The organism is Aliiroseovarius sediminilitoris (genome assembly GCF_900109955.1).
Taxonomy (GTDB): Bacteria; Pseudomonadota; Alphaproteobacteria; order Rhodobacterales; family Rhodobacteraceae; genus Aliiroseovarius; species Aliiroseovarius sediminilitoris.
Map to the genome: position 1 here is coordinate 1,340,308 of NZ_FOJB01000001.1, position 26,659 is coordinate 1,366,966.

Genomic DNA, 26,659 nt, shown 5'->3' on the forward strand with positions numbered 1-26,659 from the left:
GCTGATCAGATCGACATCTTCTTGAAAATGAACTCCGGGATGTGCCGGATGATCAGCATGATATAGCGCCAGAAGAACGGCGTGTAGATCACGTTGCGCTGTTTTTCGACGGCTTTCAGGATGTCGGCGGCGACCTTTTTCGGGGGGGCGACAAGAAACATTCCTTCGATCCCCCATGTCATCGCGGTATCCACGAAACCGGGTTTCACCGTCACAACATGGCCACCCGCGCTTGTCAGGCGGTTGCGCAGACCGGACAGATATGTGGCAAATCCCGCCTTGGCAGAGCCATACACATAGTTGCCGATCCGCCCCCGGTCGCCCGCAACCGATCCGACACCCACGATCGTGCCCGCGCCCCGGTCTTCGATGATCGGGGCCAGCATGGTCAGGAACGCGGCTGGTCCGGTATGGCTGTCTTTCACCACGCCTTCGATCAGGGACGGGTCCGCGTCGATATCTTCTTGCGCGGGCATCGAGCCGACGAAGACCGCAGCGTTGATTACACCATCCTCAGACGCCGCCCGGTCGATGATGGGTTGAAATGTCGAGATGTCGCGCGCATCGAATTTGACCGCCGCGGCATTGACCCCACGGGCGGTCAGGTCAGAGGCCGAGCGTTTCAGATCGTCCATATCGCGGCCTGCCAGAATGACGCTGGCCCCTTGATCGGCCACGGCCTGCGCAAAAGCGCGCGCCATTGAGGAGGTTGCGCCAAGGATGATCCAGCACTGGTTCTGTTTGGTCTTTGTCATATCTCTTACCCTGCCTCGCGAAGGTTCAGGCGGCGCACCATATCGGTTTCCAGCGCGTGGTCCGGGTCGGCCTTGTTGACCTGTTTCACCCAGTCGCCATGTTCGGGATACATCGCCTTGATCGCGGGCCCGGTGGCCAACGCGTCCTTGGCAAGATAAAGCCGCCCGCCTGCGTCCATGGTCATATCCTCAAGCATCGCGATCAGGTCCACAGCCGCGTCACGGGCGGGAAAGTCGACGGCGAGCGTGTAGCCTTCCATCGGGAAACTCATATGCCCCGCGCGACCTGACCCCATGCGTTTCAGCACGGCCAGCGGCGAGGACAAACCAGCGCCTGCGATCAGCTCCAGCATCGCTTTCAAGGCATCTGCCTGATCCAGCGGCACGACGTTCTGGAACTGGTAAAACCCGCGTTTGCCATACAGGCGGTTCCAGTCGTGGATCTTGTCCAGCGGGAAGAAAAAGTCGTCGATCCGCTTGACGGACGAACGGCCCGAGCCTGGCACCCGCCGATAATAGGCGTTGTTGAAGGCCCGGACGACGGGATTGGACAGGGCGAATTTAGGTGCATCCAGCGGGATTTTCTTCGACGGTTTCGCTTTGGGCAGCAGGCCCGCCGCCAATTCGGCCTCTTCTATGACCCCGCGCCCCAAGGCTGCGCCTTTGGCGGTGGTGTCGATCCAGCCCACACAATAGGTCGCCTGACTGCCGTCCAGCAGGGCGATATGGTCATCCCAATCCTCGGCCCGGCGTTCTGTGACCATCATCACATCGCCGGGGCAGGGTTTGAGTTGCAATTTCGCCTCGGCAATCACACCGGTTTGGCCGATCCCGCCCATCGTGGCGCGAAACAGGCTCGCATTACGGGAGGGGGTGGCGACGGTGCGCTTGTCACCAGTCAGCAGGGTGACGGACAGAACATGCTGGCCGAAGCTGCCTTCGTTATGGTGGTTCTTGCCGTGCACGTCCTGCGCGATGCAGCCGCCAACGGTGGCAAACCCGGTGCCGGGCATGACGGCGGGCAGCCATCCGCGCGGGGCGAAGACATGGGCCAGATCACCGATGGTGATGCCAGCCTCGACCGTCACAACACCACTGCCGGCGTCAAAGTCGATAATGCGGTTCATGCGTGTCATGTCGATGGCGCGCCCGCCGTCGTTCAGCGCCGCATCACCATAGGACCGGCAATTGCCTATCGCCGGGCAGGGGTGGGTTTCCACAACTGCTTTCAGGCTGCGGGCGCGCTCTGGACGCGCCAATTCGGCGGTTGCATGCTGAACCCGGCCCCAGCCGGAATACTTAGTCTTTTTCCAAACCATGTGTATGTCTCAAAGAGTTGCGCTCAGCGACGGGAAAGACCAGAAGGCCAATCCCGATGGCGAACCAAAGGGTTGTTACGCGGATGATGGCGGTGGCAGGCACGCTGACCTCAAGCGGCACACCTTCCATCGCAAGCAGGGCAATCATGGCGGCTTCGGCGCCGCCAACGCCGCCCGGTGCACCGGTCAGGCCACCGGCAAGTGTCGAGAAAACGAAGATCGCAACGGCCTTGGCAAAACCGATATCGGCCCCCATCCACATCAAAAGAAGGTGAAAGGCATAGCCTTCGGCGATCCAGCCAATGACCCCGATCATCGCGGCGAGAGCCATCAAAGTAGGTGAGGTAAACGCCGACAGCGACAGCGAAGCGCGCCGGACCTTGGCCCAAAGCCGCGCAAACCGGCCAGTGATCTTGTGACCCATTGTGGCAAACCAGCCCAGCAGGCGTGGGCGGGTGGCTGCAAAGGCAGCGATCAGGGCGAGCACGGTTACAGGCAAGCCCCCCGCGATGCCCGTGGTTGAAAAAGCAAGCGCCAGGCCAAGGATCAACGCCATCGCCGACAGGTCAGATGCGCGATCTACAAGCACCAGTGGTGCGGTTCGCTCAAATGCCCAGCCTGTTTCGCGCTTCAGCCAGCGCATCCGCACCAGCTCGCCCACGCGACCGGGGGTCACGGACATGGCAAAGCCACCAAGGAAGTGGCGGAGGTCTTGGATAAGACCCGTGGGCAGGCCCAGTTTGCGCGCAAAGATATGCCAGCGCAGACCTCGAAAAAGGTAATTCACAAGGCTGAGGGCCAGCAGAGCGGCGAATTGCACGGCAGTCAGCTTGGCCAACTGGGCGCGGGTCTCTTCCCATCCGGTTGCAGCCGCCAGACCGATCAATCCGACCAGCACCAAACCAAACAATCCCAGAAGCACAAGCGTATCGCGCAGCCGCCGGGTGGGGCTGGCATCAGGGGCAGATTGTTTCCCTGATGTGGAAGATATGGGGTTTGTGCTGCTCATTGTCATTGCCCGGCTTATGGCGGGGGATTGCGGCGAGAATATGAAAGCATCGTTGCAAAAGCGAGAGCGAATAAGGCGCGTATGCTTTGCCGGTTGCAGCGGCACAAGCGACAGCGCGGTTCAACCGCTACACCAGGACATACCCGGGGACGTGCCGGGTCAACGATATGTCCAGATCAGACCGCGCGATCTTCGGGTGTCGCCGGTGTCGGCTTCAGGGCGCGCGACAAGACCTGCCCTTCAAACCCGCGCATCTCGGCATGCGCCAGATCGCCTTGTCGTTTGGTCAGGTCGGGGAAGATGGCGTCAAGCTCTTCCATCTGCGCTTTGGTCAGGGTCGACAAGGCCACGTCGCCGAAATGAAGTGTCTCGGCAGGGCAGCCATTGGCAAAAACGATCTCGTGCTGATCGAGCACGATGTGCCAGTATTCCAGATCCGCGACTTCGGCGCCGCATTCATAGATGCTGTCGCCATTCACAAGGCTTTTCGCGCTGGCAAGGGCGGCATCTTGTGCCAATAAAAGATTGACTTGCGGACCTTCCATCAGCAATCGGTGCTGAGGTGACACGCGCAGGGTTTTGTTTGGCACGCCGGGCGCAAAGGCGTCGGGTGCAATGGCAACCGGATCCAGCTGTGAATTACCGCGCCGTCGGTCCTGCGAGACTTTTGAGGCGGAAATCCAGCGCAGCGGTTGCAAACCATTGTCACGCGTCAAGACCAGATCACCAACGCGCAATGTCTCGATCCGACGCGGGCCGAGATCGGTCAGGATTTCGGTGCCGCGGGCAAAGCACACCTCGGTCTCGCCAAAGATGGTGATCGTCACCTGATGGGTGTCAACGACGGCAGATCCGTTCACTGTTGAAGCATAGCCATTTGCGTTGTTGAACGATGTGTCGCGGACCCTGATATTGAAGGTAATATCCAGACTTTGACCTGCGTCCAACCCATCTAAAGCAGGATCGTCGCTGTCCACAACGAATGACCAGGTATAGCCGCCTTCGTCATTGGCGGTGTTCTGGGTGATGGTCAGCGTCCCGAACGAGGGGGCGGACAGGATATCGTATCCCCCCGCAATCCAGCTATAGGTGCCGGGTTCGGTGTTGATCACGGAACCGCTGGCGCTGACATTGCCTGTTCCGGGCAGGCCCTCGTTGATCGAGGCGGTCGTCGCACCTGATAGGCTGACCATGATTGCTTCTCCTTCACGCGGCACAATATGGACCGAGGGCGCTTAAGGCCCGAACTCTTGCTGTCCGTCGTCTGGTGGCATCCGCGCTTTTGTTAATACTTCAACTATATTCTGGCAATTTGTTGAAGCAGAAAAGGGGAATTCTTGGAAATCGGCGGCAAATCACGCGACCACAGTCGATCGGATCTTCCATTTCGAACTGCCGGGCGCGCGGTGCCATTCCAGAATTTTCTTCTGGCCCTTGTGAATGCGCAGGGTCTTTACGCTGTCTTCCTGAATGGTTGACTTGATGTTTTCGATGATCTCGGCCCCATGGCCCCACGGTGCCATGATGTCCATGATCCAAAGCTGATCGCCCGACCGCCATTCGTCGAATTCGTCCAGCCCACTGCCGGACAGGTGTTTTTTCTCGGCGGCTGCATCCAGCTTGGCCCAGGTGACAAGGCCGCGCGGCACGTCACGCGCCCGGTAAATGTTGAACTGTTTCAGATAGATCGGAGGTTCAAACGCTTTCGCTAACGCGCGCGCGGACCAGTTGCCATAGACGTTGGAATAGAAGGCGAGAAAGGCCAGTTCGCCGAACACTCGCAGGACATCGTCATTGGGATAGAGCGGTGATACCTCGATCAGGCCGCCCGTGTCGTCATCTTTTGTCATGCGTTTACCCCTTACCTGAACCGGACCAGCTTATTTTCCCCTCGACTGCACCCGCTCTGGATAACAGTATCGGCCTGCCAAACTGGACACGGAGCAAAAAGTGACGGACGCAGCCGAAGATGACAACACCAAAGTGGACCTGAATTTTCCAAAGCCCCCTGCGCTGACCAAGGGCAGTGTGCGTTTGCAACCCAGCGACGGGTTTCGTGGTTGGTTGACGCAAAACCGAATCTCTTTGGTGTTCAACACCTACCATATCGGCAAATTGTTCATGATCGGCGTGAACGAGGCGGGCCAGTTCGTTTTATCGGATGCCAATTTCCCCCGATCAATGGGATTGAGTCTACACAGGGGCACATTGTGGATGGCCAGCCAAAAGCAAATCTGGCGGTTCGAAAACTTCTTGGACAAGGGCCAGATGTCGCAGGGCAATGACGCCGTCTTTGCCCCCATTGGGGCAACCACGACGGGCTATATCAACCTGCATGATCTGCGTGTCAGTGACCATGGTGTGTATTTCATCGCCTGTCAGTTCAATTGCATCGGGCGGTTGCACGAGAAATGGAGCTTCGAGCCGATTTGGAAACCGCCCTTCATCAGCGAGTTTGCCTATGGCGATCGGTGTCATTTGAACTGTCTGGCGCTTGAAGACGGTGTGCCAAAATATGTCACCTGCTTTGCAGAAACGAATGTGCCAGAGGGCTGGCGCGCGCTTCCGAAAGATCAAAGCGCCGGGTTGGTGATAGATGTGCAGAGCAACGATATTCTGTGTGACAGTCTGCACATGCCGCATTCGCCGCAGCTTCATAACGGGCGACTTTATGTTGCCAATAGCGGGCAGGGCGAGTTTGGCGAAGTTGACCGTTCAACGGGCGAGTACAGGCCAATCTGTTTCGTTCCGGGGTTCACCCGTGGCATTGCATTTTGGAAAAACTACGCATTGGTGGGTGCATCTCGACCCAGACAGAGCGGTGTGTTCGAAGGCAATGACGCCACTCCGCTGAACCAGCGCCTTCAGGATATGGGGGTTGAGCCGGAATGCTCGATTTCGGTGATCAATCTGGACACGGGTGACATTGAACATCAGATCGTGCTGGATGGCGTTGCAACCGAGATCTATGACCTTTGCGTATTACCCGCGATCCGAAAACCGCGTGTTCTGGATGTCGAAAGCGATGCGATGAACACGATGTTCCGGCCTTCCAAGCTGCACATTTAGGCTGGGCCACAAAAAAGGCCCCGCGAACGGAGCCTTTTCTTCGTTGTTAATCCCGCTTAGTTGACAATGGTCGCTTCGGTCGCGGCGCGCAGTTCGTCTTCGGTCACGCCATCGGCGGTTTCAACGATCTTCAAGCCACCTTCGACCACGTCCAGAACACCAAGGTTGGTGATGATACGGTCCACCACGGCCTTGCCGGTCAGCGGCAGGGTGCATTCTTTCAACACCTTAGAATCGCCGTGCTTGTTGGTGTGATCCATCACGACCACCACGCGGCCAACACCAGCCACAAGGTCCATTGCGCCGCCCATGCCTTTGACCAGCTTGCCGGGGATCATCCAGTTCGCCAGATCACCGTTTTCTGCCACTTCCATCGCGCCAAGGATCGCCATCGCGATCTTGCCGCCCCGGATCATCCCGAAGCTCATCGCACTGTCGAAATACGAGGTCTGGGGCAGTTCGGTGATGGTTTGCTTGCCAGCGTTGATCAGATCGGCGTCAATCTCGGCTTCGGTCGGGAAGGGGCCCATGCCCAGCATGCCGTTTTCCGATTGCAGTGTAACTTCAACCCCTTCGGGGATGAAGTTGGACACCAGCGTCGGAATACCGATGCCAAGGTTCACATACCAGCCGTCTTGCAGTTCCTGTGCCGCGCGGGCGGCCATTTGGTTGCGGTTCCAAGCCATATCTTATGCCTCCCGAATGGTGCGTTGTTCGATACGCTTTTCGTGATCGCCCTGAATGATGCGATGCACATAGATGCCCGGCAGGTGGATCGCATCCGGGTCCAGCGAGCCGGTCGGCACGATTTCCTCGACCTCGGCTACGCAAACCTTGCCGCACATCGCGGCGGGCGGGTTGAAGTTGCGGGCGGTCTTGCGGAACACAAGGTTGCCGGTTTCATCGGCCTTCCAGGCTTTCACGATGGACAGGTCGGCAAAAATGCCTTCTTCAAGGATGTATTCTTCGCCGTTGAAGACCTTTACGTCCTTGCCTTCCGCGATCACGGTGCCGACGCCGGTCTTGGTATAGAAACCGGGGATGCCGTGACCGGCGGCGCGCATGCGCTCGGCCAGGGTGCCTTGGGGGTTGAACTCAAGCTCAAGCTCGCCCGACAGGTATTGGCGCATGAACTCGGCGTTTTCGCCCACATAGGACGACATCATTTTCTTGATCTGCTTCGTGTCCAGCAATTTGCCAAGCCCGAAGCCGTCAACACCGCAGTTATTCGATGCGATTGTGATGTCCTTGACGCCGCTTTCGACCAGCGCGTCGATCAGCAATTCTGGAATGCCGCACAGGCCAAAGCCCCCGGCGGCAATCAGCATCCCGTCGCTCAAAAGCCCATCAAGGGCGTCGGCGGCGCTGCCATATACCTTTTTCATGAAAGTTACCTCTCGTCAGTTTCGCGTCTGTTCTGGCGTGGGGGCATTGCAAAGTCAACGAAACCCGTGCGTGGAAGGGCGGTCTGCGTATTTCTACCTGATTGGGCGTCTATAACTTTGGTTGGTTGCGCCCTGGATGATCCAAAGTCCAGTATCGCAGCAACGGAATGTGCCAATAGCTTGTTGCATCAACTGAAAAGCAACGGAGACCACCATGACCAAGATGAATACGTCAAATGCCTTTGTCACCGCAATTGTGTTGGCGATGCTCGCCGCCCCGGCCAGCGCCCAGACCACGCGTGACGAGGTCATCGAAATGTTGAGCGCCGAGGGGTTTACTGAAATCAAAATCAAGCGCAGCCTGTTTGGCAATCTGCGGATTGAAGCCGAAGGTCCGAAGGGCGAGCGTGAAATCGTGCTGGGCAAGAATGGCGAGGTTCTACGCGACAAGTTTGAGCCCGAAGATGATCGCGACGACGACCGGACTGACCGGGATGACGACGACTATGGCGACCGGGATGACGACCGGGACGATGACCGGAATGACGACAGGGATGATGACAGGGATGATGACCGCGACGACGACCGGGACGATGACCGGGATGACGACAGGGATAGCGACCGGGATAACGACCGGGACGACGACCGGGATAACGACCGGGACGACGATCGCAACGATGACCGGGACGATGATGACTGATCCGTCGTGATCCGCACAGACCAACATCCGAGGCCGACATGAAACCAAAAACGATTACCCGAATTGGCGTTGCGATATACATTCTGTCGGCCTTGGCTTTTCTGGAGGAGCTGGTGGGTGAAATCACCGGCTTCTACCTGCTGAATTCCGGCTGGATCGTTCACGAGATGGTCGAGCTTGCCACCTTGGTCGGCTTCATCATCGGTGGCTTGCTTCTGTGGTACAGTCACCGCGTCCTTCACGCGCGCAACGCCGAGGTTGAAAGACTTCTGCGCGCGGCGAAAGGCGAGTTTACTGCGATGCTGCAAGCCCTGTTTGCGCAATGGTCGTTGACCGAGGCCGAACAGGATATTGCGCTTTTGACTGTCAGGGGTATGACGGTCGCCGAGATCGCTGAAGCGCGAAACACCAGCCAAGGCACCGTCAAGTCGCAAAATAATGCAATCTATCGCAAGGCTGGAGTGAAGAACCGGACCCAATTGGTGGGGGCGGTGGTCGAAGAGCTTCTGGTTGGCCCAGACGACCAGCATGACCATCCACCGGGACACGAGGACGCGGCTTAGTCACGCCGCGTCGATTCCAGATCAGACATCCGAACCTGACCGCCGACCGGCGTATCGGGAACAGCTCGACGATGGGGCTGTTGTTAAAACCGGTGCACCTGTCCAAGCCGCGCTGCCCGGTTTTGCGCGTAACGTGCGCGCCGTCGATCAAATGGGCGGGCCAATCCAGTTATATCGCCTGCGCGTCCAGCGGATTGCCGGAGCCGGACGGGGGGATTTCAGTTTCGGGTTGCGCTCAAGCACGCGGGGGAATGGGGTCCAGTCGGGGACCACACGCTTGCGCACGATCCTGGTGTATCCGGTCGTGGTCAACTCGTCCGTCATCGGCATCGAGGTCGGATAGATGCGATAAGCGCTGCCGTCCGCGCTCCAGAAATGCTAAGCGCGCAAAACGGTGTCGCAGTCAATCGTTACACGATCCAGCTTTTCGAAATGGTCCTGTCATTCCTGGTTGGCAAAGCTGGACGCAGTGCGCTTGGCGGTTTCGATGGGGGGGGGTGGCAAAGCCAGATCCAGGCAGCGCGAACGATGTTGTGGCACCCTTGATCACCGCGCGGCGCGATGGAATGGGTGACATGATAAAGCCCACCGTTCGATTGCGTCCGGCCGCATTCGATCTGACACATGCGTGTGTTTCAACTCACGAATTCGCCGGTTGGCATGTGATGCGGGGCTCTGACAAATTTTCTGACCTGAGCCGAGGCACTCAGCCCGCCGTCAGCCCTTGCCGGCAGCGGGCTTTTTCTTCGCGACGGGTTTCTTCTTTGCCGCCGCTTTCTTCTTCGGCGCGGCTTTCTTTTTCGCTGGCTTTTTCTTGCCGGCTTTTTCCGCAATCAGCGCGACCGCCATCTCAATCGTCATGTCCGCCGCGTCAACATCCTTGGGAATTGTCGCATTAATCTTTTCCCACTTCACATATGGCCCATAGCGCCCGTCCATCACATTCACCGGACCGCCACTTTCGGGGTGCTCACCCAGCTCTTTCAGGGGCTTGGCCGCCGCACGACCGCGCCCACCAGGGTTGGCGCGCTTTTCCGCCAGCATCTCGACCGCGCGGTTCATGCCAATCTCGAACACATCATCGGGGTCTTTCAGATTGGCATAAGTCGGTTTGGCGTCGTCGGGCAGCTTGTGCATGACGTAAGGGCCAAAGCGCCCGAAATTCGCGCTGATCATACCGCCTTCGGGATGTTCGCCGATTTCGCGCGGCAGGGACAGCAGCACCAGCGCTTTTTCAAGATCCATCGCGTCCTTGTCCCACCCTTTGGGCAGGCTGGCGCGTGGAGGTTTCTTGTTCTCAGGCGTCGGTTCGCCGCGCTGAACATAGGGGCCGAAACGACCGGATTTCAGCCAAATCTCGTCGCCTTGATCTTCACCCAGCATCCGTTCATCGCCCTCGGCACCTTCGCCTGCGATGGGGCGGGTATAGGTGCATTCGGGGTAGTTGCCACAACCGACAAACCCGCCGGTGCGCGAGGTTTTCAGATGCAGTTTGCCCTGACCACATTTCGGGCAGATGCGCGGGTCGGAGCCATCTTCACGTGGCGGATAAAGCTGAGGAGCCAAAGCGGCATCCAGCTTGTCCAGCACTTCCGAGATTCGCAATTCGGACGTTTCGGCAATCGCTGCCGAGAAATCGCGCCAGAAGCGCGCCAGCACTTCTTTATAATCCGCATCGCCCGCCGAGATTTCATCCAGTTCTTCTTCCAGGTTGGCAGTGAACTCATACCCCACATATTTGCGGAAGAAGTTCATCAGGAAGATGGTGACGATGCGGCCTTTGTCCTCGGGAAACAGGCGGTTCTTGTCCTTGCGAACGTACTCGCGATCCTGGATCGTGGTGATCACCGACGCGTAGGTCGAAGGGCGGCCGATGCCCAGTTCTTCCATCCGCTTCACCAACGTGGCCTCGGTATAGCGGGGCGGGGGCTGGGTGAAATGCTGTTCGGGCGTGACGCCCTTCTTCTCGGCCTTTTCGCCTTCCATGATCTGGGGCAGGCGCTTGTCGTCATCATCCACCACCTGATCGTCGCGACCTTCTTCATAAACCTTCAAAAAGCCTTCGAACACGACAACCTGACCGGTGGCGCGCAGCACGACCTGACCGTCGGATGAGCCCACATCGACGGTGGTCCGCTCGAACTTCGCGCTTTCCATCTGGCTGGCCAGCGTGCGTTTCCAGATCAGGTCGTAAAGTTTGCGCTGATCGGGTTCCAACCGCGCCAGATCGCTCGCGGAAACGGTCATGTCCGTCGGGCGGATACATTCGTGCGCTTCCTGTGCGTTCTTGGCCTTGTTCTTATAGATGCGCGGCTTGGCCGGGATGAATTCCCTGCCATAGCGATCCGAAATCGCATCCCGCGCAGCGGCCACGGCCTCGGGTGCCATGTCGATCCCGTCTGTCCGCATATAAGTGATATAGCCCGCTTCATAGAGGCGCTGGGCCGTCGACATGGTCTGACGCGCGCCGAAGCCGAACTTGCGGCTGGCGTCCTGTTGCAGGGTCGAGGTCATGAAGGGTGGTGAGGGGTTGCGGGTGGCAGGTTTGGCCTCCACCGATTGCACCGACAAGTCGCGGGATGAAATCGCCTGCACCGCCATTTCAGCTGCGGTCTCGTTCTCAAGGTCATACCGGTCCAGCTTCTGGCCGCCCAGAACCGTCAGACGCGCCTCAAACTCTTGTCCACGTGGTGTTGAAAGCAGCGCTTTCACAGACCAATACTCGCGTGCGTTGAACGCCTCAATCTCTTCCTCACGCTCAACGATCAGGCGCAGGCAGACAGACTGCACGCGACCGGCAGACCGCGCGCCGGGCAGTTTGCGCCAGAGGACAGGCGACAGGTTGAACCCTACAAGATAATCCAGCGCACGGCGGGCCAGATAGGCCTCGACCAGATCGGTGTCGACGTCGCGGGGATGCTCCATCGCCTCGGTCACGGCGGATTTGGTGATTGCGTTGAACACAACGCGGCTGACCGGTGTGTCCTGCTTGATCGCACGCCGCTTGCGCAGGGCTTCTTCAAGGTGCCACGAAATCGCTTCGCCTTCACGGTCGGGGTCGGTGGCGAGGATCAGGTTGTTGTCGTTCTTCAACGCATCCGCAATGGCGCGCACATGTTTGGCGCTGTCGCGACCAATTTCCCATTTCATCGCGAAATCGGCGTTGGTATCGACGGACCCATCCTTGGGCGGCAAATCGCGCACGTGACCGTAAGAGGCAAGAACGGTGTAGTCCGACCCAAGATACTTGTTGATGGTCTTGGCTTTGGCCGGGCTTTCTACGACGACAACGGGCATGAACTTCCTCTCGACTCAAACGCGCCATGGAATAATGGCAGTCTTTCTGGAGGCGTTAGATGGGTCGGGAAGGGGCAGGTTGTCAATGGCGTGTCATTATATATAGGGGCAGGGTGCGCCACGCCCCCTTAAGGGGGCGGAGAATTTCGGCCCGCAGGCGACAATCGGTTTGCGCGCAAAGAACATTCGTGGAACACTCTTCCCACCCGCATCCCCCGTTGATAAAGAGCGACCATGAGTGATTTCAGCGAAGACGACGCCTTTGGGGCCGCCGCCCGCCCCAGCCTGTCGCAACAGGCGATGGCAGCGCGTCCGATGCCTTACCTTGACGGGCTGAACCCGGCGCAGCGCGAAGCGGTCGAGGCGTTGAACGGTCCGGTGTTGATGCTGGCGGGGGCGGGCACCGGCAAGACGAAAGCTCTGACCACGCGGATTGCGCATCTTCTGAACACCGGGCAGGCGCGGACGAACGAGATCCTCGCCGTGACCTTTACCAACAAGGCTGCGCGCGAGATGAAAGAGCGTGTCGCCGGCCTGTTGGGCCAGACGGTCGAAGGGATGCCATGGATGGGCACGTTCCATTCGATTTGCGTGAAGTTGTTGCGTCGTCATGCCGAGCTTGTGGGGCTGAAAACAAACTTCACCATTCTGGACACGGATGACCAGATCAGGCTGATGAAACAGCTGATTGCCGCCAACAATATCGACGAAAAACGCTGGCCCGCGCGGCTGCTCGCGGGCGTGATCGACAACTGGAAAAACCGCGCATGGACGCCCGAGGTGCTGCCCGCGAGTGAGGCCAACGCGTTCAACGGTCGCGGCCCTGAGCTTTATGCGCAATATCAGGCGCGGCTGAAAACCCTCAACGCCTGCGACTTCGGCGACCTGCTGTTGCACATGGTCACGATATTCCAGAAACACGACGACATATTAACCAAGTACCAAAGCTGGTTTCGCTACATCCTCGTCGACGAATACCAAGATACCAACGTCGCCCAATATCTCTGGCTGCGCCTGCTGGCGGCGGGGCATAAAAACATCTGCTGTGTGGGCGATGATGACCAGTCGATTTATGGCTGGCGCGGGGCCGAAGTGGGCAATATCCTGCGGTTTGAAAAGGACTTTCCCGGCGCGAAGGTGGTCCGGCTGGAACAAAACTACCGCTCGACCGCGCACATCCTTGCCGCTGCGTCCGGTGTGATCGCGGGCAACCAAGATCGGTTGGGAAAAGAGCTTTGGACGGACGCCGAGGGCGGCGAGAAGGTCCGCCTGATCGGCCATTGGGACGGCGACGAAGAAGCGCGCTGGGTCGGGGAAGAAATCGAGGCGCTGCAATCGGGCACGCGGGGCAGGGCACCCATGTCGCTGGACGATATGGCCATCCTCGTCCGTGCCTCCCACCAGATGCGCGCGTTCGAGGATCGGTTCCTGACCATCGGTCTGCCCTACCGCGTCATCGGCGGCCCTCGGTTCTACGAACGCTTGGAAATCCGCGACGCGATGGCCTATTTCCGGCTGGCGGTATCCCAAGACGACGATCTGGCGTTTGAACGCATCGTCAACACGCCACGCCGGGGGCTGGGGGATAAAGCGGTGCAGACCATTCAGGGTTTGGCGCGGCAAAACGGCGTGTCACTGGTCGAAGGCGCGCGGATTGCGGTCGAAAGCGGCGCGATCAAGGGCAAGGGCGGCAAGGGTTTGGCCGAACTGGTCGCGGGCCTTGATCGTTGGTATGCTCAGTTGCGCGCCGAGGAAGACACCCATGTCGAAATGGCCGAGGTGATCTTGGAAGAATCCGGCTATACCGAGATGTGGCTGAACGACAAAACGCCCGAGGCACCGGGGCGACTGGAAAACCTCAAGGAACTGGTCAAGGCGTTGGAAAGCTTCGAAAACCTGCAAGGGTTCTTGGAGCATATCAGCCTGATCATGGACAATGACACCGACGACGCCGAAGAAAAAGTGACCATCATGACCCTGCACGGCGCGAAGGGGCTGGAGTTTCCTGCCGTCTTCCTGCCGGGGTGGGAGGATGGGCTGTTCCCGTCCCAACGCTCGATGGATGAAAGCGGGCTGAAGGGCCTCGAAGAAGAACGCCGTCTGGCCTATGTGGGCATCACACGGGCCGAGGAGATTTGCACAATCTCGTTTGCCGCCAATCGCCGCGTTTACGGCCAGTGGCAGTCTCAACTCCCCTCGCGCTTTGTTGATGAACTGCCCGCGGATCATGTCGAGGTGCTGACGGCGCCAGGCCTTTACGGCGGCGGTTATGGTGGCATGGCCGGGGATTTCGGCGGCAATTCACCGTTGGAAGACCGCGCCAGCCGGGCGGACGCTTATAACTCGCCGGGGTGGAAGCGGATGCAGGCGCAGGGCGCGCTGCGTGCCAAGCCAAGCCCCAACGAATCGCGCGGGCTGGTGATTGATGCAACGGCCGTCTCGTCCTTCACGCAGGGTGATCGGGTGTTTCACACCAAGTTCGGCTATGGCACGGTGATGGGCATTGAAGGCGACAAGCTGGATATCGAATTTGACAAGGCGGGCGCGAAAAAGGTCGTGTCGAAGTTCATCGTGCCGGCGGCGCAAGCGGGCGACGTGCCGTTTTAAGGCGGCGCGTCAACGGTCCGGCGGGGTCCAGTCCTTCCCGGGTTCGGCGCCATGGCGGCGCAGGCGCAGCGCCAACCCGACCGAGACACCGACGCCGATGGCGATCGTCAGGTCCGCAAACACCGTCAGCACCAGTGTCAGCAAAAGCAGCACACGGTCCGACACCCGCCCCTGCATGTAGCCGCGCCATTTCTGCGGCTCGCTCATGTTCCAGGCGGTCAGGATCAACAGCCCCGCCAAGGCAGGCATCGCAAGATATCCGGCAAGTGGGGCTGCCAGCAGCATGACCAAAAGAATGGTCAGTGCGTGTATGATCCCCGCAACTGGTGTCTTGCCGCCCGCGCGCACATTGGTTGCCGTGCGCGCAATCGCCCCGGTGGCGGGTAGACCGGCAAACAGGGCAGACCCAATATTGGCAAAGCCTTGTGCCAGGATCTCGGCGTTAGGGCGATGTTTTCCGCCGATCATGCGATCCGCGACCATTGCTGACAGAAGCGATTCGATGCTTGCCAAAAAGGCGATGACGATAGCCGAAGGCAGCAGTTCAGTGATCCGCGCAAGGTTGATTTGGGGCAAGGATGGAAGTGGTAAAGTGCCGGGTAACGGACCAAACCGCGAAAAGATCGTGTCGACAGGCAACGCGGCAAATGCGACGGCAGCCGACGTTAATCCCACCGCAACAATCAGACCTGGAAATCTGGGGGCCAGTCGCCGCAGAAAGACGATCAAAGCCATCGTCACCAGTCCGATCGTGAGTGCATGGAAGCTTAGCGTGTCGCGAGCGGTCCAAAGCGTGCTGATCTTCGCGAAGAACTCAGCCGGCACCTCGGCGATAGACAGGCCGAACAGGTCTTTGATTTGACTGGTGGCGATGATGATACCGATGCCAATCGTGAAGCCGTTGATGACGGGTTCGGGCACATAGGCTGCCAGACTGCCCGCTCGCAGATAGCCTGCGACTACCATAATCGCTCCGGCCATAAGTGTCGCCAGAACCAGCCCGTCATATCCGTGATCGGCGATGATGCTATAGACAACGACGATGAACGCACCGGTTGGGCCGCCAATCTGAACCCGACTACCTCCGAGAAGCGAAATCAGAAACCCCGCAACAATTGCGGTGACAAGCCCTTTCTCCGGCCCTGCGCCGGACGCGATCGCAATGGCAAGGCTTAGCGGCAAGGCGACCATGGCAACGGTTACACCTGCAATCAGGTCGCTTGCGAATTGGTCGCGATCATAGTCGCGCAGCGTCGTTAGGATTTTGGGTTTCATGGAACGAGCTATCCCGTCTTGCGCCCGAAAATCAATCGACAAAATTGCAGGCCCGGTATGCCGGGCAGGCGTCTGCGGATCGTGCGAAGTACGGTGTGCCAAAAAAAAACGGTGACGCCCGGGAGGAGGTGGGCGCCACCGTTTCTATGTGAAGCGGGGCTCTGGGAGGAGGTAGAGACCCGACGTCATGTGGTTCAGGGTCTGGGAGGAGGTAGACCCGTCACCGTATCGGCTTAACCCCGGGAGGAGGTGGGGCAAACCGGATCTTGGGGGTGCGGTGGTGCCAGGGAGGAGGACGGCGCCACCGCGACCCGCGGACCTTCAAGGGAGGAGGAAGAAGGTCCGAAACTTTTTTGATTGTGCGGCGGAACCGGGGAGGAGGTCGGTCCCGCCGCCAATCGAAGCCACTACCTGGGAGGAGGTAGGCGGTGGCCAGGAAACCTATTGGTCGTTAACCGCCATGCGGGCCAGGAAGCGGATCGACGCACGGCTAATGCCCAGGTCGTTCAGTTCGCGGTCGCTCAGAGCGTTCAGTTCGCGCACAGTTTCACGATATTGGGCGCGCTGATGCATTTGCTCTTTCCAAACGGCGATCCGGGCTGCCAGACGATCAGCGATGCTGACAGGGGCAGAAAGAATTTCAGTTGCGTATGTCATATTCTCACTCACTTACATCTTTTCCGCAGAACCCTGCGGTGCGGGGCGGCAATGCCGCTGTTGTCTCTGTTGGCGCTCACATTGTCGCCTTGACCCCAAGATGGGCACAATGCTGCAGATGCACAATACCCCGCGTTCGCAAACCCGATATGCGGCGAGTGCATACATAAAAATGACATAATATTAATCGGTTGCTGACATTTTGTGCGCTGACGCAGGGTAAATTGCTGCGGCGCAGAAGGCGGGGGTTGATGTTAACTTAAGGTCAATTTGTGTGGTGCATATTTATTGCCCGATATGCTCAGATCCAAGGCTTGATGACTGCGGCAAGTATGACGACGCACCCAGTGCATGAGACGACTCACCGCAGGTCTGCGGCCACGTGACCGCCCGCTTTCAGTAGGTATGCCCCTTGCACCTGCCCACAAAGCTGCCAAGTAATGTGCGAAGCTGAAGGAGGCACGAATGTCGGATATGCGCGAAAAGATCATGGGCACCTTGTCCACCGTTGCTCTGCCGGATGGTGGGGATCTGGCATCGCGTGACATGGTGCGTGCGCTGAGCGTTGATGGCGGGGCGGTCAGTTTCGTCATTGAAGCGCCGACCCCTGAACAGGCCGCCGGTATGGAAGCCCAGCGACGCGCTGCCGAAACCGCCGTTGCGGCCTTGGATGGGGTCGAGCGGGTCTCGGTTATCCTGACAGCGCATGGCCCGGCCAAAGCCGCCCCGCAGCCGCCCAATCTGAAGATCGGCGGCCATCCGAAGCCGCAGGCCGGGCCGCTGCCTGTGCCGGGCGTGGCCAACATAATCGCCATCGCGTCTGGTAAGGGGGGGGTCGGAAAATCGACGCTCAGTTCGAACCTTGCCGTGGCGTTGGCGCGTCAGGGCCGCAAGGTCGGGCTGCTGGATGCTGACATTCTGGGACCAAGCCAGCCGCGCATGATGGGCACCAACCAACGTCCGTCATCGCCTGATGGCGAGTTGTTGATCCCGGTCGAGGCGCACGGCGTCAAGATGATGTCCATCGGCCTGATGCTGAAATCCGACCGCGAAGCCGTGGTCTGGCGCGGTCCCATGCTGATGGGTGCGCTGCAACAGTTGATGTTTCAGGTCGATTGGGCGCCGTTGGATGTGCTGATCATCGACCTGCCACCGGGAACGGGCGATGTGCAACTGACGCTTGCGCAGAAATCGCAGTTGACCGGCGCGATCATCGTGTCGACCCCGCAGGACGTGGCGCTTCTGGATGCGCGCAAGGCGATTGACATGTTTGACAAGGTCAAGGTTCCAATCCTGGGGCTGGTCGAAAACATGTCCACCTATGTCTGCCCCAATTGCGGGCACGAGGCGCATCTGTTTGGCCATGGTGGCGTCCGCGACGAAGCCGCCGAACTGGGCGCGCCGTTCCTTGGTGAAATCCCCTTGTCCCTGGATGTGCGTCTTGCAGGCGACAGCGGCACACCTGCTGCGGCCGGGGCGGGGCCGGTGGCCGAAGCCTATGCCACGCTGGCCCGTGATTTGGTGGCGCGCGGGATCGCGTAAGCGTTTTGACCTCTCGGGAACGGCCTGTGGGAAACCATGGGCCGTTATGATTCCGGCGCGCCGCGCGCTGCATGGGAAACCATGGGTAAGCGGCGAAAAACTGCCGAATCAACGCGGATCACCCCCCGACTTTATCACTCAGGCGTGGACCCGCAGTGGTTGGTTTGTCAGGGCAGCGCCATCATTTGAATGATTTTCCGGGAAATTGTGGGATTTTTTTATGCTGCGCATGCAGCACCAGATTTAGTGGTCTTATATCCGTTACATCACTAGGTGTCGCGCTAAATGCTCAAGAATACACGCTACATATTGTTTTTTGCACCTTCGGAAAACAACATCTGGCCCGTTCTTCCCATAAAAACCTGTTGCGTCCCACGATTTCCCAAGCTATCCCTAAATACAAGATGAGGACGGGACATAAGAGGCAGCAAGACCTCGTGACACTCCCAAGTCAGGTTTCATACAGGCACCCGCTTCATCGTAACGAAAGAGATCCGGCGCGATCGCGAGCAGACATCCCCCCAGGTGGCGCGCGCAGCTGGACACCCGGAAACGGGACAGGCGGCGGATTGGGCAGTGGCAGCAGCTCAATCCGCCGTTTCTATTCCAGCCCTACATTTTCAGGGCGCAGCGATGCTGGGACAGTGAAGGAGCCGCGCAAGTGGCACGCAGGTTCAGAGGTGAAAGCCACCACAAGGTGGACGCGAAGGGCAGGGTTTCGATCCCGGCCCTGTTTCGCCGTGTACTTGAAGCTGGCGACCCGGACTGGACCGAAGGTCTGAACCCCAATCTTGTTATTGTCTATGGCGACAAGCGCCGTAATTTCCTTGAATGCTATACAATCGAAGCGATTGACGACGTCGACCGGCAGATCGCTGATCTGCCGCGCGGCTCGGTCGAACGCCGCGCGCTTGAGCGCATGTTCAACGGCCAATCGCTGCCGACAACGGTCGATGAGACCGGCCGACTGGTGCTGCCCGCAAAGCTGCGCGCGAAAATCGGTCTTGAGAACGAAGCATTTTTCATCGCCACCGGCGACACGTTCCAGATCTGGAAGCCCGAGACATACGAAAACGTTGAAATGGCCAAGGCCGAAGCGTGGCTGGACAGCCAGCCCGAGGATTTCGACCCGCTTACCTTGCTCAGCAGCGGATCCGCGTCAGGCAGGGATGGATGATATGATCGATCCGGCTGCCACCGAGAAACGTCCCCACATTCCAGTCTTGTTGCGGCCGCTTTTAGATGCGGTCGCACCTGTTTCTGGCGATTGGGCAGACGGCACGTTCGGGGCGGGGGGCTATACCCGTGGATTGTTGGATGCCGGGGCCGATTGGGTTTGTGGCATCGACCGCGATCCGATGGTGTTTGACATGGCTGCCGATTGGGCCGCTGACTATGGTGGCAGGCTGGCGCTGCGCGAAGGCACATTCTCGGACATGGACGAACTGGCGGGCCGCCCCTTGGACGGCGTCGTTCTGGACCTTGGCGTCAGCTCGATGCAACTGGATCTGGCGGATCGCGGGTTTTCCTTCATGCGCGACGGACCGTTGGACATGCGGATGAGCCAATCCGGCCCCACTGCCGCCGATATCGTCAATCAGGCCGACGAAGAGGCGCTGGCTGATATCCTGTATCATTACGGCGAAGAACGCGCCTCGCGTCGGATTGCGCGGGCCATTGTCAGAGCACGCACCGAGGCACGGTTCGAAACCACTCTGCAATTGGCCAGCGTGGTGGAAAAATGTCTGCCCCGCTCGAAACCTGGCCAAAGCCACCCGGCCACAAGGTCGTTTCAGGCGATCCGCATCGCGGTGAATGATGAGTTCGGGCAACTGATCGAGGGCTTGGAAGCCGCCGAGCGCGCGTTGAAGCCCGGTGGCAAGCTGGCGGTCGTCACCTTCCATTCGATGGAGGACCGCGTTGTGAAGCGGTTTTTGCAGGCGCGCGCGTCCGAAGGGGGCGGCGGATCACGTTATGCCCCGCAAGAGGTCGCAGAAACGCCACGCTTCAAGCTGACCCCGCGCAAAGCCATAGCGCCGGATGCCGACGAGCTCGCCGTAAACCCTCGCGCCCGGTCGTCACGCCTGCGCGTGGCCACCCGTACCGACGCCCCTGCCGGTCCGTCCGACCGGCGCAAACTTGGCCTTCCACCCCTTGTTTTCAAGGATAGATCATAATGCGCAGCTTGCTTTACATCACATCCGCCCTGGTCGTCATGGCGCTGGCCTATTGGGCCTATTCGGAAAACTACAAGACGCAAGCGTCGCTTGACCGGGTCGAAGAGTTGCAGCACGAAATCGGGCAGATGCAGGAACAATTGGCGGTGTTGCGCGCTGAATGGGCCTATCTGAACCGTCCCGACCGGTTGCGTGATCTGGCCGAACTGAATTATGACCGTCTCGGTTTGTTGCCACTGGCACCTGAGCAGTTTGGCCGGGTCGACCAGGTGGTCTATCCCGATGAGGATTTGCCGGAAATCACCGAAACCTTCGATGTCTTTGGGGAGATCGAACAATGACCCGTGTCCCCCTGCGACCGCTCGCCCGTATTCTTGACGCCCGTGCCAAGGGCGAAAATCCGGATGCAATCGAACACGAGAATCTGCGCCACCGGCATGAAGAAATCCGCGACCGATCGCGTTTGCGTTCGGAAGGGCGGCTCTTGGTTCTGGCGGGGCTGTTTCTGTGTGCGTTTTTGGTTGTCGGCGGGCGGATGGCGGTGCTGTCTTCGACCGAACCGCGCGAGCCGCGCGCCCAGGCGCCGGGGTCTGCGATTGCGACCGCTCGTGCCGATATTGTTGACCGGCAGGGTCGTATTCTGGCCACCAACCTTGTGACCCATGCGCTGTATGCCCAGCCGCCCTTGATGGTTGATCCGTTGCGCGCGGCGGACGAACTGGTGAAAATATTCCCCGATCTGAAACGCGAACGTCTGATAAAAGATTTTACCGGCGCGCGTAAGTTCCTGTGGATCAAGAAAAAACTTAGCCCTGAACAGAAGCAGGCTGTGTTCGATATCGGCGAGCCAGGCCTGTTGTTCGGTCCACGCGAGATGCGCCTCTATCCCAATGGCAAGCTGGCAGCGCATGTGTTAGGCGGGGCCAGCTTCGGGCGCGAAGGTGTCAGCGCCGCCGAGGTGATCGGTGTGGCGGGCGTGGAAAAGCAATTCGACGACTATCTGCGCGACCCTGCCAATGGCGACAAGCCGCTGGAACTGGCGATTGATCTGACCATCCAAAGCGCCGTTGAGCGTGTTCTCTATGGTGGCATGAAGCTGATGAATGCCAAGGGCGCGGCCGCGATCCTGATGGATGTGCATACGGGCGAAGTGGTGTCCGTGGTCTCATTGCCCGATTTCGATCCCAACAAGCGGCCACGTGTTCTGACCAAGGGCGATCAGTCCGACAGCCCGCTGTTCAACCGCGCCGTGCAGGGGGTCTATGAACTTGGGTCAACGTTCAAGATTTTTACCGCGATTCAGGCGATGGACCTAGGGCTGGTGAACGCCAACACCATCATCGATACCGACATCCCGATGAAGATCGCAGGCTACCGGATCGGCGAGTTCAGAAACAAGAACTATGGCAAACTAAGCGTGTCGGACATCATCGTAAAATCTTCCAACCGGGGCACCGGGCGGATGGCGCTGGAGATCGGCCCGGAGCGTCAGCAGGAGTTCCTGCGCACCCTTGGCATGTTCGACCGCACCCCGTTCGAGATTGTCGAGGCGCATGGCTCGAAGCCGCTTGTGCCAAAGAACTGGGGCAAGCTCAGCTCGGTCACGATTTCCTATGGGCACGGGTTGTCCTCGACCCCGATGCATTTGGCAGCGGGCTACGCAGCGATTGCCAATGGCGGGTTCGCGGTGAAACCCACAGTGCTGAAACAAGATCGCATCGCGCGGGGACCACGGATCATATCGGCAGCGTCTGCCGCAGCGGCGCGTGACATGTTGCGCAAGGTTGTCACCGAAGGCACCGCCACGTTCGGGGAAGTGCAGGGTTACAAGGTGGCAGGCAAGACCGGCACCGCCGACAAACCGCGCCCACAAGGTGGCTATTATGACGACAAGGTGATCAACACTTTTGCCAGCATGTTCCCGGCGGACAATCCGAAATATGTTCTGGTGGTCACATTGGACGAACCGGTTGAAACGTCGGGGCCGAAACCGCGCCGCACGGCAGGATGGACCTCGGTGCCGGTGGCATCCGAGATCATCCGCAGGATCGCCCCGCTTCTGGGTTTGAAGCCTGAACCGGAACCCATCGTTGAATCCCTTGCGGCAGCTGGGGTAACACTCACCTCGAACTGATCTGGATGGGCAGAACACATATGGGCGCTGAAACAAAGACCAAATCCCTTGCGGAACTGGGGCTGAGCGCCCGAGGCGGCATCGAGGCGCAGATCACCGGCCTGTCGGTGGACAGCCGCGAAGTTAAGCCCGGACATCTGTTTGCCGCCCTGCCCGGGACGAAAGTCCATGGGGGTGAGTTCATTCAATATGCCCTGCGGATGAAAGCCGCCGCCATCCTGACCGATCCGGAAGGCGCGCGGATCGCCAAAGCCGAACTGGAGGCCTCTGACGCGGCCCTGGTCGTCACCGAAGACCCGCGTATGGCGCTGGCCTATGCTGCTGCACTTTGGTTCGGAGCACAGCCCGAATACATGGTCGCGGCCACCGGCACCAACGGCAAGACCTCGGTCGCCAACTTCACGCGGCAAATCTGGACCCTGCTGGGGATCAGGGCCGCCAATCTGGGCACCACCGGGGTCGAGGGCGCCTTTGCCGCCCCGCTGGCCCACACCACGCCCGAGCCAATCACCCTGCACAAGGTGCTGGCCGAGATGGCTGGCGCAGGCGTGACCCATGCTGCGATGGAGGCGTCCAGCCACGGATTGGCGCAACGGCGGCTGGATGGGGTGCGCCTGACCGCGGCGGCATTCACGAATTTCACACAAGACCATCTGGATTACCACGAAACCTTCGAAGAATACTTTGCCGCAAAGGCTGGACTGTTCGCCCGCGTGCTGCCCGAAGGCGGAACGGCGGTGGTCAATATGGATGATCCCAAGGGGGAACAGATTGCCACCATCGCCGAAGCGCGCGGCCAACACCTGATCCGCGTGGGGCAGGGCGATGACAACGATCTGCGCATCAAGGCGCGCCGATTCGATGCCACCGGGCAAGAGGTGATGTTCATCTGGAACGGCGCGGCCCGCACGGAGCGGTTGAAACTGATCGGCGGGTTTCAGGCGGAAAACGTGCTGGCTGCCGCCGGGCTGGCCATCGGTTGCGGGGCCGAGCCCACCCATGTGTTCGACACGCTCAGCGAACTGGAAACCGTGCGCGGGCGGATGCAATTGGCTGCCACTCGTGACAATGGTGCCGCCGTGTTCGTGGATTACGCCCACACGCCCGATGCCCTGAAAACCGCACTGCGCGCCATGCGCCCGCATGTGTTGGGACGGCTGGTGGTGGTGTTCGGAGCGGGCGGCGACCGCGACACCTCGAAACGCGTCTTGATGGGGCAGGCAGCGGCAGAAAACGCCGATGTGGTGTTCGTGACCGATGACAATCCCCGCAGCGAAGACCCCTCCGCGATCCGCGCCATGGTGATGGGGGGCTGCCCCGAGGCCGTGAATGTCGGCGACCGGGCCGAAGCAATCCTGCGCGGTGTCGATGCGCTTGGCCCCGGTGATGCGCTGTTGATTGCGGGCAAAGGGCATGAGACCGGCCAGACGATTGGTGATGACGTGTTGCCGTTTGACGATGCCGAACAGGCCTCGGTCGCGGTGGCTGCGCTTGACGGGCACATGGCATGACCCTGTGGCGTGCGGAAGATGCCGCGAATGCGACAGGCGGGAAGGCGCGGGGAAACTGGTTGGTCGATGGCGTGTCGATTGACACGCGCACCCTTCAGCCGGGCGACCTGTTCGTTGCGCTGAAAGACGTGCGTGACGGGCATGACTTCGTGGCGCAGGCCCTGGAAAAAGGCGCAGGCGCAGCCATGATCAGCCGCATCCCCGATGGTGTTGCCCCAGACGCGCCCTTGTTGATCGTCCACGACGTGCTGGCCGCGTTGGTGGCGCTGGGCCGTGCCGGTCGCGCACGAACAGATGCGCGCGTGGTGGCGGTGACTGGATCGGTTGGCAAGACCTCGACCAAGGAAATGCTGCGTGCGGTCTTGTCCGCACAGGGTCGCACTCATGCTGCCGAAGCAAGCTATAACAACCATTGGGGTGTGCCGTTGACCTTGGCGCGGATGCCCAAGGATACCGAGTTCGCGGTGATTGAAATCGGCATGAACCATCCCGGCGAAATCGGCCCGTTGTCGCGCTTGACACGGCCCCATGTGGCCATGGTCACAACCGTTGCCGCAGCCCATCTTGAAGCCTTCGACGACCTGCCCGGCATCGCGCGCGAAAAAGGCGCGATCTTCGAGGGGTTGGAGCCGGGCGGTATCGCTGTCATAAACGGCGATCTCGATACCACGCCGGTTCTGGCAAAGGCCGCAAAGGGATTTCAGACCGAGAGTTTCGGCGAGGGCGCAGCGAACGGCCACCGGCTGACCCATGTCTCGCTGACCCCGGACGCCACGATTTGCAAAGCGTTGATCGCGGGCGAGGAGCAGGTGTTCAAAATCGCCTCACCCGGGCGGCATTTCGCGATGAATGCGCTGGGCGCGCTCGTCGCGGCGCGGGCTTTAAGGGCAGATACGACGCTGGCAGCGCGGGCGATGATCCAATGGCAGCCCCCCACTGGGCGCGGCACGCGGGAAGAGATCACGCTGGATGCCCCAGAGGGGCTGACCGTGACGCTGATCGACGACGCGTTCAACGCCAACCCCACTTCGATGGCAGCGGCACTGGAGGTGTTGGGCGCGATGCAACCCCTAGATGGCGTGGGGCGCATCCAGAAAGGCCGCCGGATCGCCATTCTGGGCGACATGCTGGAACTCGGCCCGGACGAGGTTGCCTTGCACGCAGACCTGGCCGATCTGCCCTTTATGTCGGCCATCGATCAGGTGCATTGCGTGGGACCGCGGATGCGGGCGCTTTGGGCGCGGCTGGACGGTGATCAGCAGGGGCTTTGGGTCGACACCGCCGCCGAGATGTCAACACAGGTGCGCCGGTTGATCGACGCGGGTGATGTTGTGCTGGTGAAAGGATCGAAAGGCTCTTTGGTGTCTCAAACTGTTGACGCGATCCGCAAAATGGGTCAATCGCTTCGTTAATTCCAGAAAAGGGACCGCTATATGTTGTATTGGTTGACCGAGTTTTCGGACGGCGGCGATGTTTTCAACCTGTTTCGCTATATCACCTTCCGATCCGGCGGGGCCTTCTTCACAGCCCTGATCTTCGGGTTCATTTTTGGCCAGCCGCTGATCAATATCCTGCGCCGTAAGCAAGGCAAGGGGCAACCGATCCGCGACGATGGCCCTGAAAGCCACAAGGAAAAACAAGGGACGCCGACGATGGGTGGGCTGTTGATCCTGTCGGCGCTTCTTGTGTCCACATTGATGTGGGCGCGGCTGGACAACCCTTATATCTGGATCACGCTGTTTGTCACCTATGGCTTTGGATTGATTGGTTTTGCGGATGACTACGCCAAGGTGTCGAAAGCCACAACGACCGGGGTGTCGGGCAAGTTGCGTATGGCGCTGGGCCTTCTGATCGCGGCAATTGCGGGCTATCTGGCATCGATAACCCACCCCGAGGGGCTGCAATTCAAGCTGGCCCTTCCGTTTTTCAAAGATACCCTTGTGAACCTGGGGATATTCTTCATCCCCTTCGTGATGATCGTAATCGTGGGCGCGGCCAATGCGGTAAACCTGACCGATGGTCTGGACGGGCTGGCCATCATGCCAGTGATGATCGCGGCGGGCACGCTGGGCGTCATTGCCTATGCGGTCGGTCGCGTTGACTTCACCGAATACCTGGATGTGCATTACGTCCCCGGCACGGGCGAGCTGTTCATCTTCACCTCCGCGCTGATTGGCGGGGGGTTGGGCTTCCTGTGGTATAACGCTCCGCCTGCTGCCGTGTTCATGGGCGACACCGGATCGCTGGCCCTGGGCGGCGCTTTGGGCGCCATCGCGGTTGCCACCAAGCACGAAATTGTGCTGGCCATCGTCGGCGGCTTGTTCGTGATCGAAGCGCTGTCGGTCATCATTCAGGTGCTTTATTACAAACGCACCGGGCGCCGGGTATTCCTGATGGCCCCGATCCACCACCATTTCGAACATCTGGGCTGGAAAGAGCCGCAGATCGTGATCCGCTTCTGGATCATCTCGCTGATCCTTGCGCTGATCGGGCTGGCGACACTGAAAGTTCGCTAACCGCCGCCACGCAAGTCGCACAGCCCTGGAACCGGTCTGATCGCGGCTTCTTCTGGCCTGAAATATCCCGGGGTGAGGCGCGCTTGCAAAGCGGGCCGAGGGGCAGCGCCCCTTTCCCGATCCGCGACATCAGACGAGGGCTT

Annotated in this window: 23 protein-coding genes; 13 read left to right on the top strand and 10 right to left on the bottom strand. The window is 59.8% G+C overall.

Features of this window, described 5'->3' with window-relative positions:
• Window positions 1-5: 5 nt before the first annotated feature.
• The 5 genes from BMY55_RS06735 to BMY55_RS06755 all read right to left on the bottom strand — a co-directional run bounded on the left by BMY55_RS06735 (window position 6) and on the right by BMY55_RS06755 (window position 4,933).
• A complete protein-coding gene (locus tag BMY55_RS06735) occupies window positions 6-755 on the bottom strand; it encodes an SDR family oxidoreductase (protein ID WP_091429344.1) in 750 nt (249 codons plus the stop codon).
• A gap of 5 nt (window positions 756-760) precedes the next feature.
• A complete protein-coding gene (locus BMY55_RS06740) occupies window positions 761-2,074 on the bottom strand; it encodes an FAD-binding oxidoreductase (RefSeq protein ID WP_091429346.1) in 1,314 nt (437 codons plus the stop codon).
• Window positions 2,055-3,083: a lysylphosphatidylglycerol synthase transmembrane domain-containing protein gene (locus tag BMY55_RS06745; RefSeq protein WP_322787718.1), complete on the bottom strand. Its 1,029-nt coding sequence runs from the start codon at window positions 3,081-3,083 to the stop codon at window positions 2,055-2,057. The genes BMY55_RS06740 and BMY55_RS06745 overlap by 20 nt, the downstream gene beginning before the upstream one ends.
• A gap of 176 nt (window positions 3,084-3,259) precedes the next feature.
• Entirely contained in the window at window positions 3,260-4,276 is a 1,017-nt protein-coding gene (locus tag BMY55_RS06750) for a Hint domain-containing protein (protein ID WP_091429349.1), read from the bottom strand.
• A gap of 162 nt (window positions 4,277-4,438) precedes the next feature.
• A complete protein-coding gene (locus BMY55_RS06755; protein ID WP_091429351.1) occupies window positions 4,439-4,933 on the bottom strand; it encodes a toxin-activating lysine-acyltransferase in 495 nt (164 codons plus the stop codon).
• Between the two features lie 100 nt (window positions 4,934-5,033).
• Here BMY55_RS06755 and BMY55_RS06760 point away from each other — a divergent pair, with 100 nt between their 5' ends.
• Entirely contained in the window at window positions 5,034-6,152 is a 1,119-nt protein-coding gene (locus BMY55_RS06760; protein WP_177179305.1) for a TIGR03032 family protein, read from the top strand.
• 56 nt (window positions 6,153-6,208) lie between these two features.
• On the opposite strand, the gene BMY55_RS06765 is transcribed toward BMY55_RS06760, so the two are convergent.
• Window positions 6,209-6,838, bottom strand: a complete 630-nt coding sequence (locus BMY55_RS06765) for a 3-oxoacid CoA-transferase subunit B (RefSeq protein ID WP_091429354.1) — start codon at window positions 6,836-6,838, stop codon at window positions 6,209-6,211.
• A 3-nt stretch (window positions 6,839-6,841) separates the two neighbouring features.
• Entirely contained in the window at window positions 6,842-7,537 is a 696-nt protein-coding gene (locus tag BMY55_RS06770) for a CoA transferase subunit A (RefSeq protein ID WP_091429356.1), read from the bottom strand.
• 214 nt (window positions 7,538-7,751) lie between these two features.
• On the opposite strand from BMY55_RS06770, the gene BMY55_RS16910 reads away from it, so the two are divergent.
• The 3 genes from BMY55_RS16910 to BMY55_RS16745 are packed head-to-tail and all read left to right on the top strand — an operon-like array spanning window position 7,752 to window position 9,143.
• A complete protein-coding gene (locus tag BMY55_RS16910) occupies window positions 7,752-8,237 on the top strand; it encodes a hypothetical protein (protein ID WP_091429357.1) in 486 nt (161 codons plus the stop codon).
• A 38-nt stretch (window positions 8,238-8,275) separates the two neighbouring features.
• Complete coding sequence (locus BMY55_RS06780) at window positions 8,276-8,800, top strand: helix-turn-helix transcriptional regulator (RefSeq protein WP_091429359.1); 525 nt, start codon at window positions 8,276-8,278, stop codon at window positions 8,798-8,800.
• A complete protein-coding gene (locus BMY55_RS16745) occupies window positions 8,766-9,143 on the top strand; it encodes a hypothetical protein (protein ID WP_143064296.1) in 378 nt (125 codons plus the stop codon). Before BMY55_RS06780 ends, BMY55_RS16745 begins: the two co-directional genes overlap by 35 nt.
• Window positions 9,144-9,517: 374 nt before the next feature.
• Here the strand turns inward: BMY55_RS16745 and topA are convergent, their stop codons facing one another.
• Window positions 9,518-12,097 (bottom strand): type I DNA topoisomerase, encoded by a 2,580-nt coding sequence (gene topA, locus BMY55_RS06790; RefSeq protein WP_091429362.1) that lies wholly within the window; start codon window positions 12,095-12,097, stop codon window positions 9,518-9,520.
• 234 nt (window positions 12,098-12,331) lie between these two features.
• Here topA and BMY55_RS06795 point away from each other — a divergent pair, with 234 nt between their 5' ends.
• Window positions 12,332-14,704: an ATP-dependent helicase gene (locus BMY55_RS06795; protein WP_091429364.1), complete on the top strand. Its 2,373-nt coding sequence runs from the start codon at window positions 12,332-12,334 to the stop codon at window positions 14,702-14,704.
• A 9-nt stretch (window positions 14,705-14,713) separates the two neighbouring features.
• Here BMY55_RS06795 and BMY55_RS06800 read toward each other — a convergent pair whose 3' ends face one another.
• Together BMY55_RS06800 and BMY55_RS06805 are read right to left on the bottom strand one after the other, a co-directional pair.
• Window positions 14,714-15,979 carry a SulP family inorganic anion transporter gene (locus BMY55_RS06800; protein ID WP_091429365.1) on the bottom strand — a complete coding sequence of 422 codons (1,266 nt, stop codon included), beginning with the start codon at window positions 15,977-15,979 and terminating at the stop codon, window positions 14,714-14,716.
• A 441-nt stretch (window positions 15,980-16,420) separates the two neighbouring features.
• On the bottom strand, window positions 16,421-16,636 hold the full coding sequence (locus BMY55_RS06805) for a DUF1127 domain-containing protein (protein ID WP_091429367.1): 216 nt from the start codon (window positions 16,634-16,636) through the stop codon (window positions 16,421-16,423).
• Between the two features lie 465 nt (window positions 16,637-17,101).
• On the opposite strand from BMY55_RS06805, the gene BMY55_RS06810 reads away from it, so the two are divergent.
• From BMY55_RS06810 to mraY, 8 genes are all read left to right on the top strand, one after another.
• Window positions 17,102-18,178: an Mrp/NBP35 family ATP-binding protein gene (locus tag BMY55_RS06810; RefSeq protein WP_091429369.1), complete on the top strand. Its 1,077-nt coding sequence runs from the start codon at window positions 17,102-17,104 to the stop codon at window positions 18,176-18,178.
• Window positions 18,179-18,839: 661 nt separating this feature from the next.
• Window positions 18,840-19,355, top strand: coding sequence for a division/cell wall cluster transcriptional repressor MraZ (gene mraZ / locus BMY55_RS06815; RefSeq protein WP_091429371.1), 516 nt, complete (start codon window positions 18,840-18,842; stop codon window positions 19,353-19,355).
• A 4-nt stretch (window positions 19,356-19,359) separates the two neighbouring features.
• Entirely contained in the window at window positions 19,360-20,355 is a 996-nt protein-coding gene (rsmH, locus tag BMY55_RS06820) for a 16S rRNA (cytosine(1402)-N(4))-methyltransferase RsmH (protein ID WP_177179376.1), read from the top strand.
• The gene (gene ftsL / locus BMY55_RS06825) at window positions 20,355-20,696 is read left to right on the top strand and encodes a cell division protein FtsL (protein ID WP_091429375.1); all 342 of its coding nucleotides are present in this window, start codon (window positions 20,355-20,357) and stop codon (window positions 20,694-20,696) included. The genes rsmH and ftsL overlap by 1 nt, the downstream gene beginning before the upstream one ends.
• The gene (locus BMY55_RS06830) at window positions 20,693-22,489 is read left to right on the top strand and encodes a peptidoglycan D,D-transpeptidase FtsI family protein (protein ID WP_091429377.1); all 1,797 of its coding nucleotides are present in this window, start codon (window positions 20,693-20,695) and stop codon (window positions 22,487-22,489) included. The genes ftsL and BMY55_RS06830 overlap by 4 nt, the downstream gene beginning before the upstream one ends.
• 20 nt (window positions 22,490-22,509) lie before the next feature.
• The gene (locus tag BMY55_RS06835) at window positions 22,510-24,000 is read left to right on the top strand and encodes a UDP-N-acetylmuramoyl-L-alanyl-D-glutamate--2,6-diaminopimelate ligase (protein WP_091429380.1); all 1,491 of its coding nucleotides are present in this window, start codon (window positions 22,510-22,512) and stop codon (window positions 23,998-24,000) included.
• Window positions 23,997-25,412: a UDP-N-acetylmuramoyl-tripeptide--D-alanyl-D-alanine ligase gene (locus BMY55_RS06840; protein WP_091429383.1), complete on the top strand. Its 1,416-nt coding sequence runs from the start codon at window positions 23,997-23,999 to the stop codon at window positions 25,410-25,412. The genes BMY55_RS06835 and BMY55_RS06840 overlap by 4 nt, the downstream gene beginning before the upstream one ends.
• Window positions 25,413-25,433: 21 nt before the next feature.
• Window positions 25,434-26,516: a phospho-N-acetylmuramoyl-pentapeptide-transferase gene (gene mraY / locus BMY55_RS06845; protein ID WP_091429385.1), complete on the top strand. Its 1,083-nt coding sequence runs from the start codon at window positions 25,434-25,436 to the stop codon at window positions 26,514-26,516.
• Window positions 26,517-26,659 lie beyond the last annotated feature (143 nt).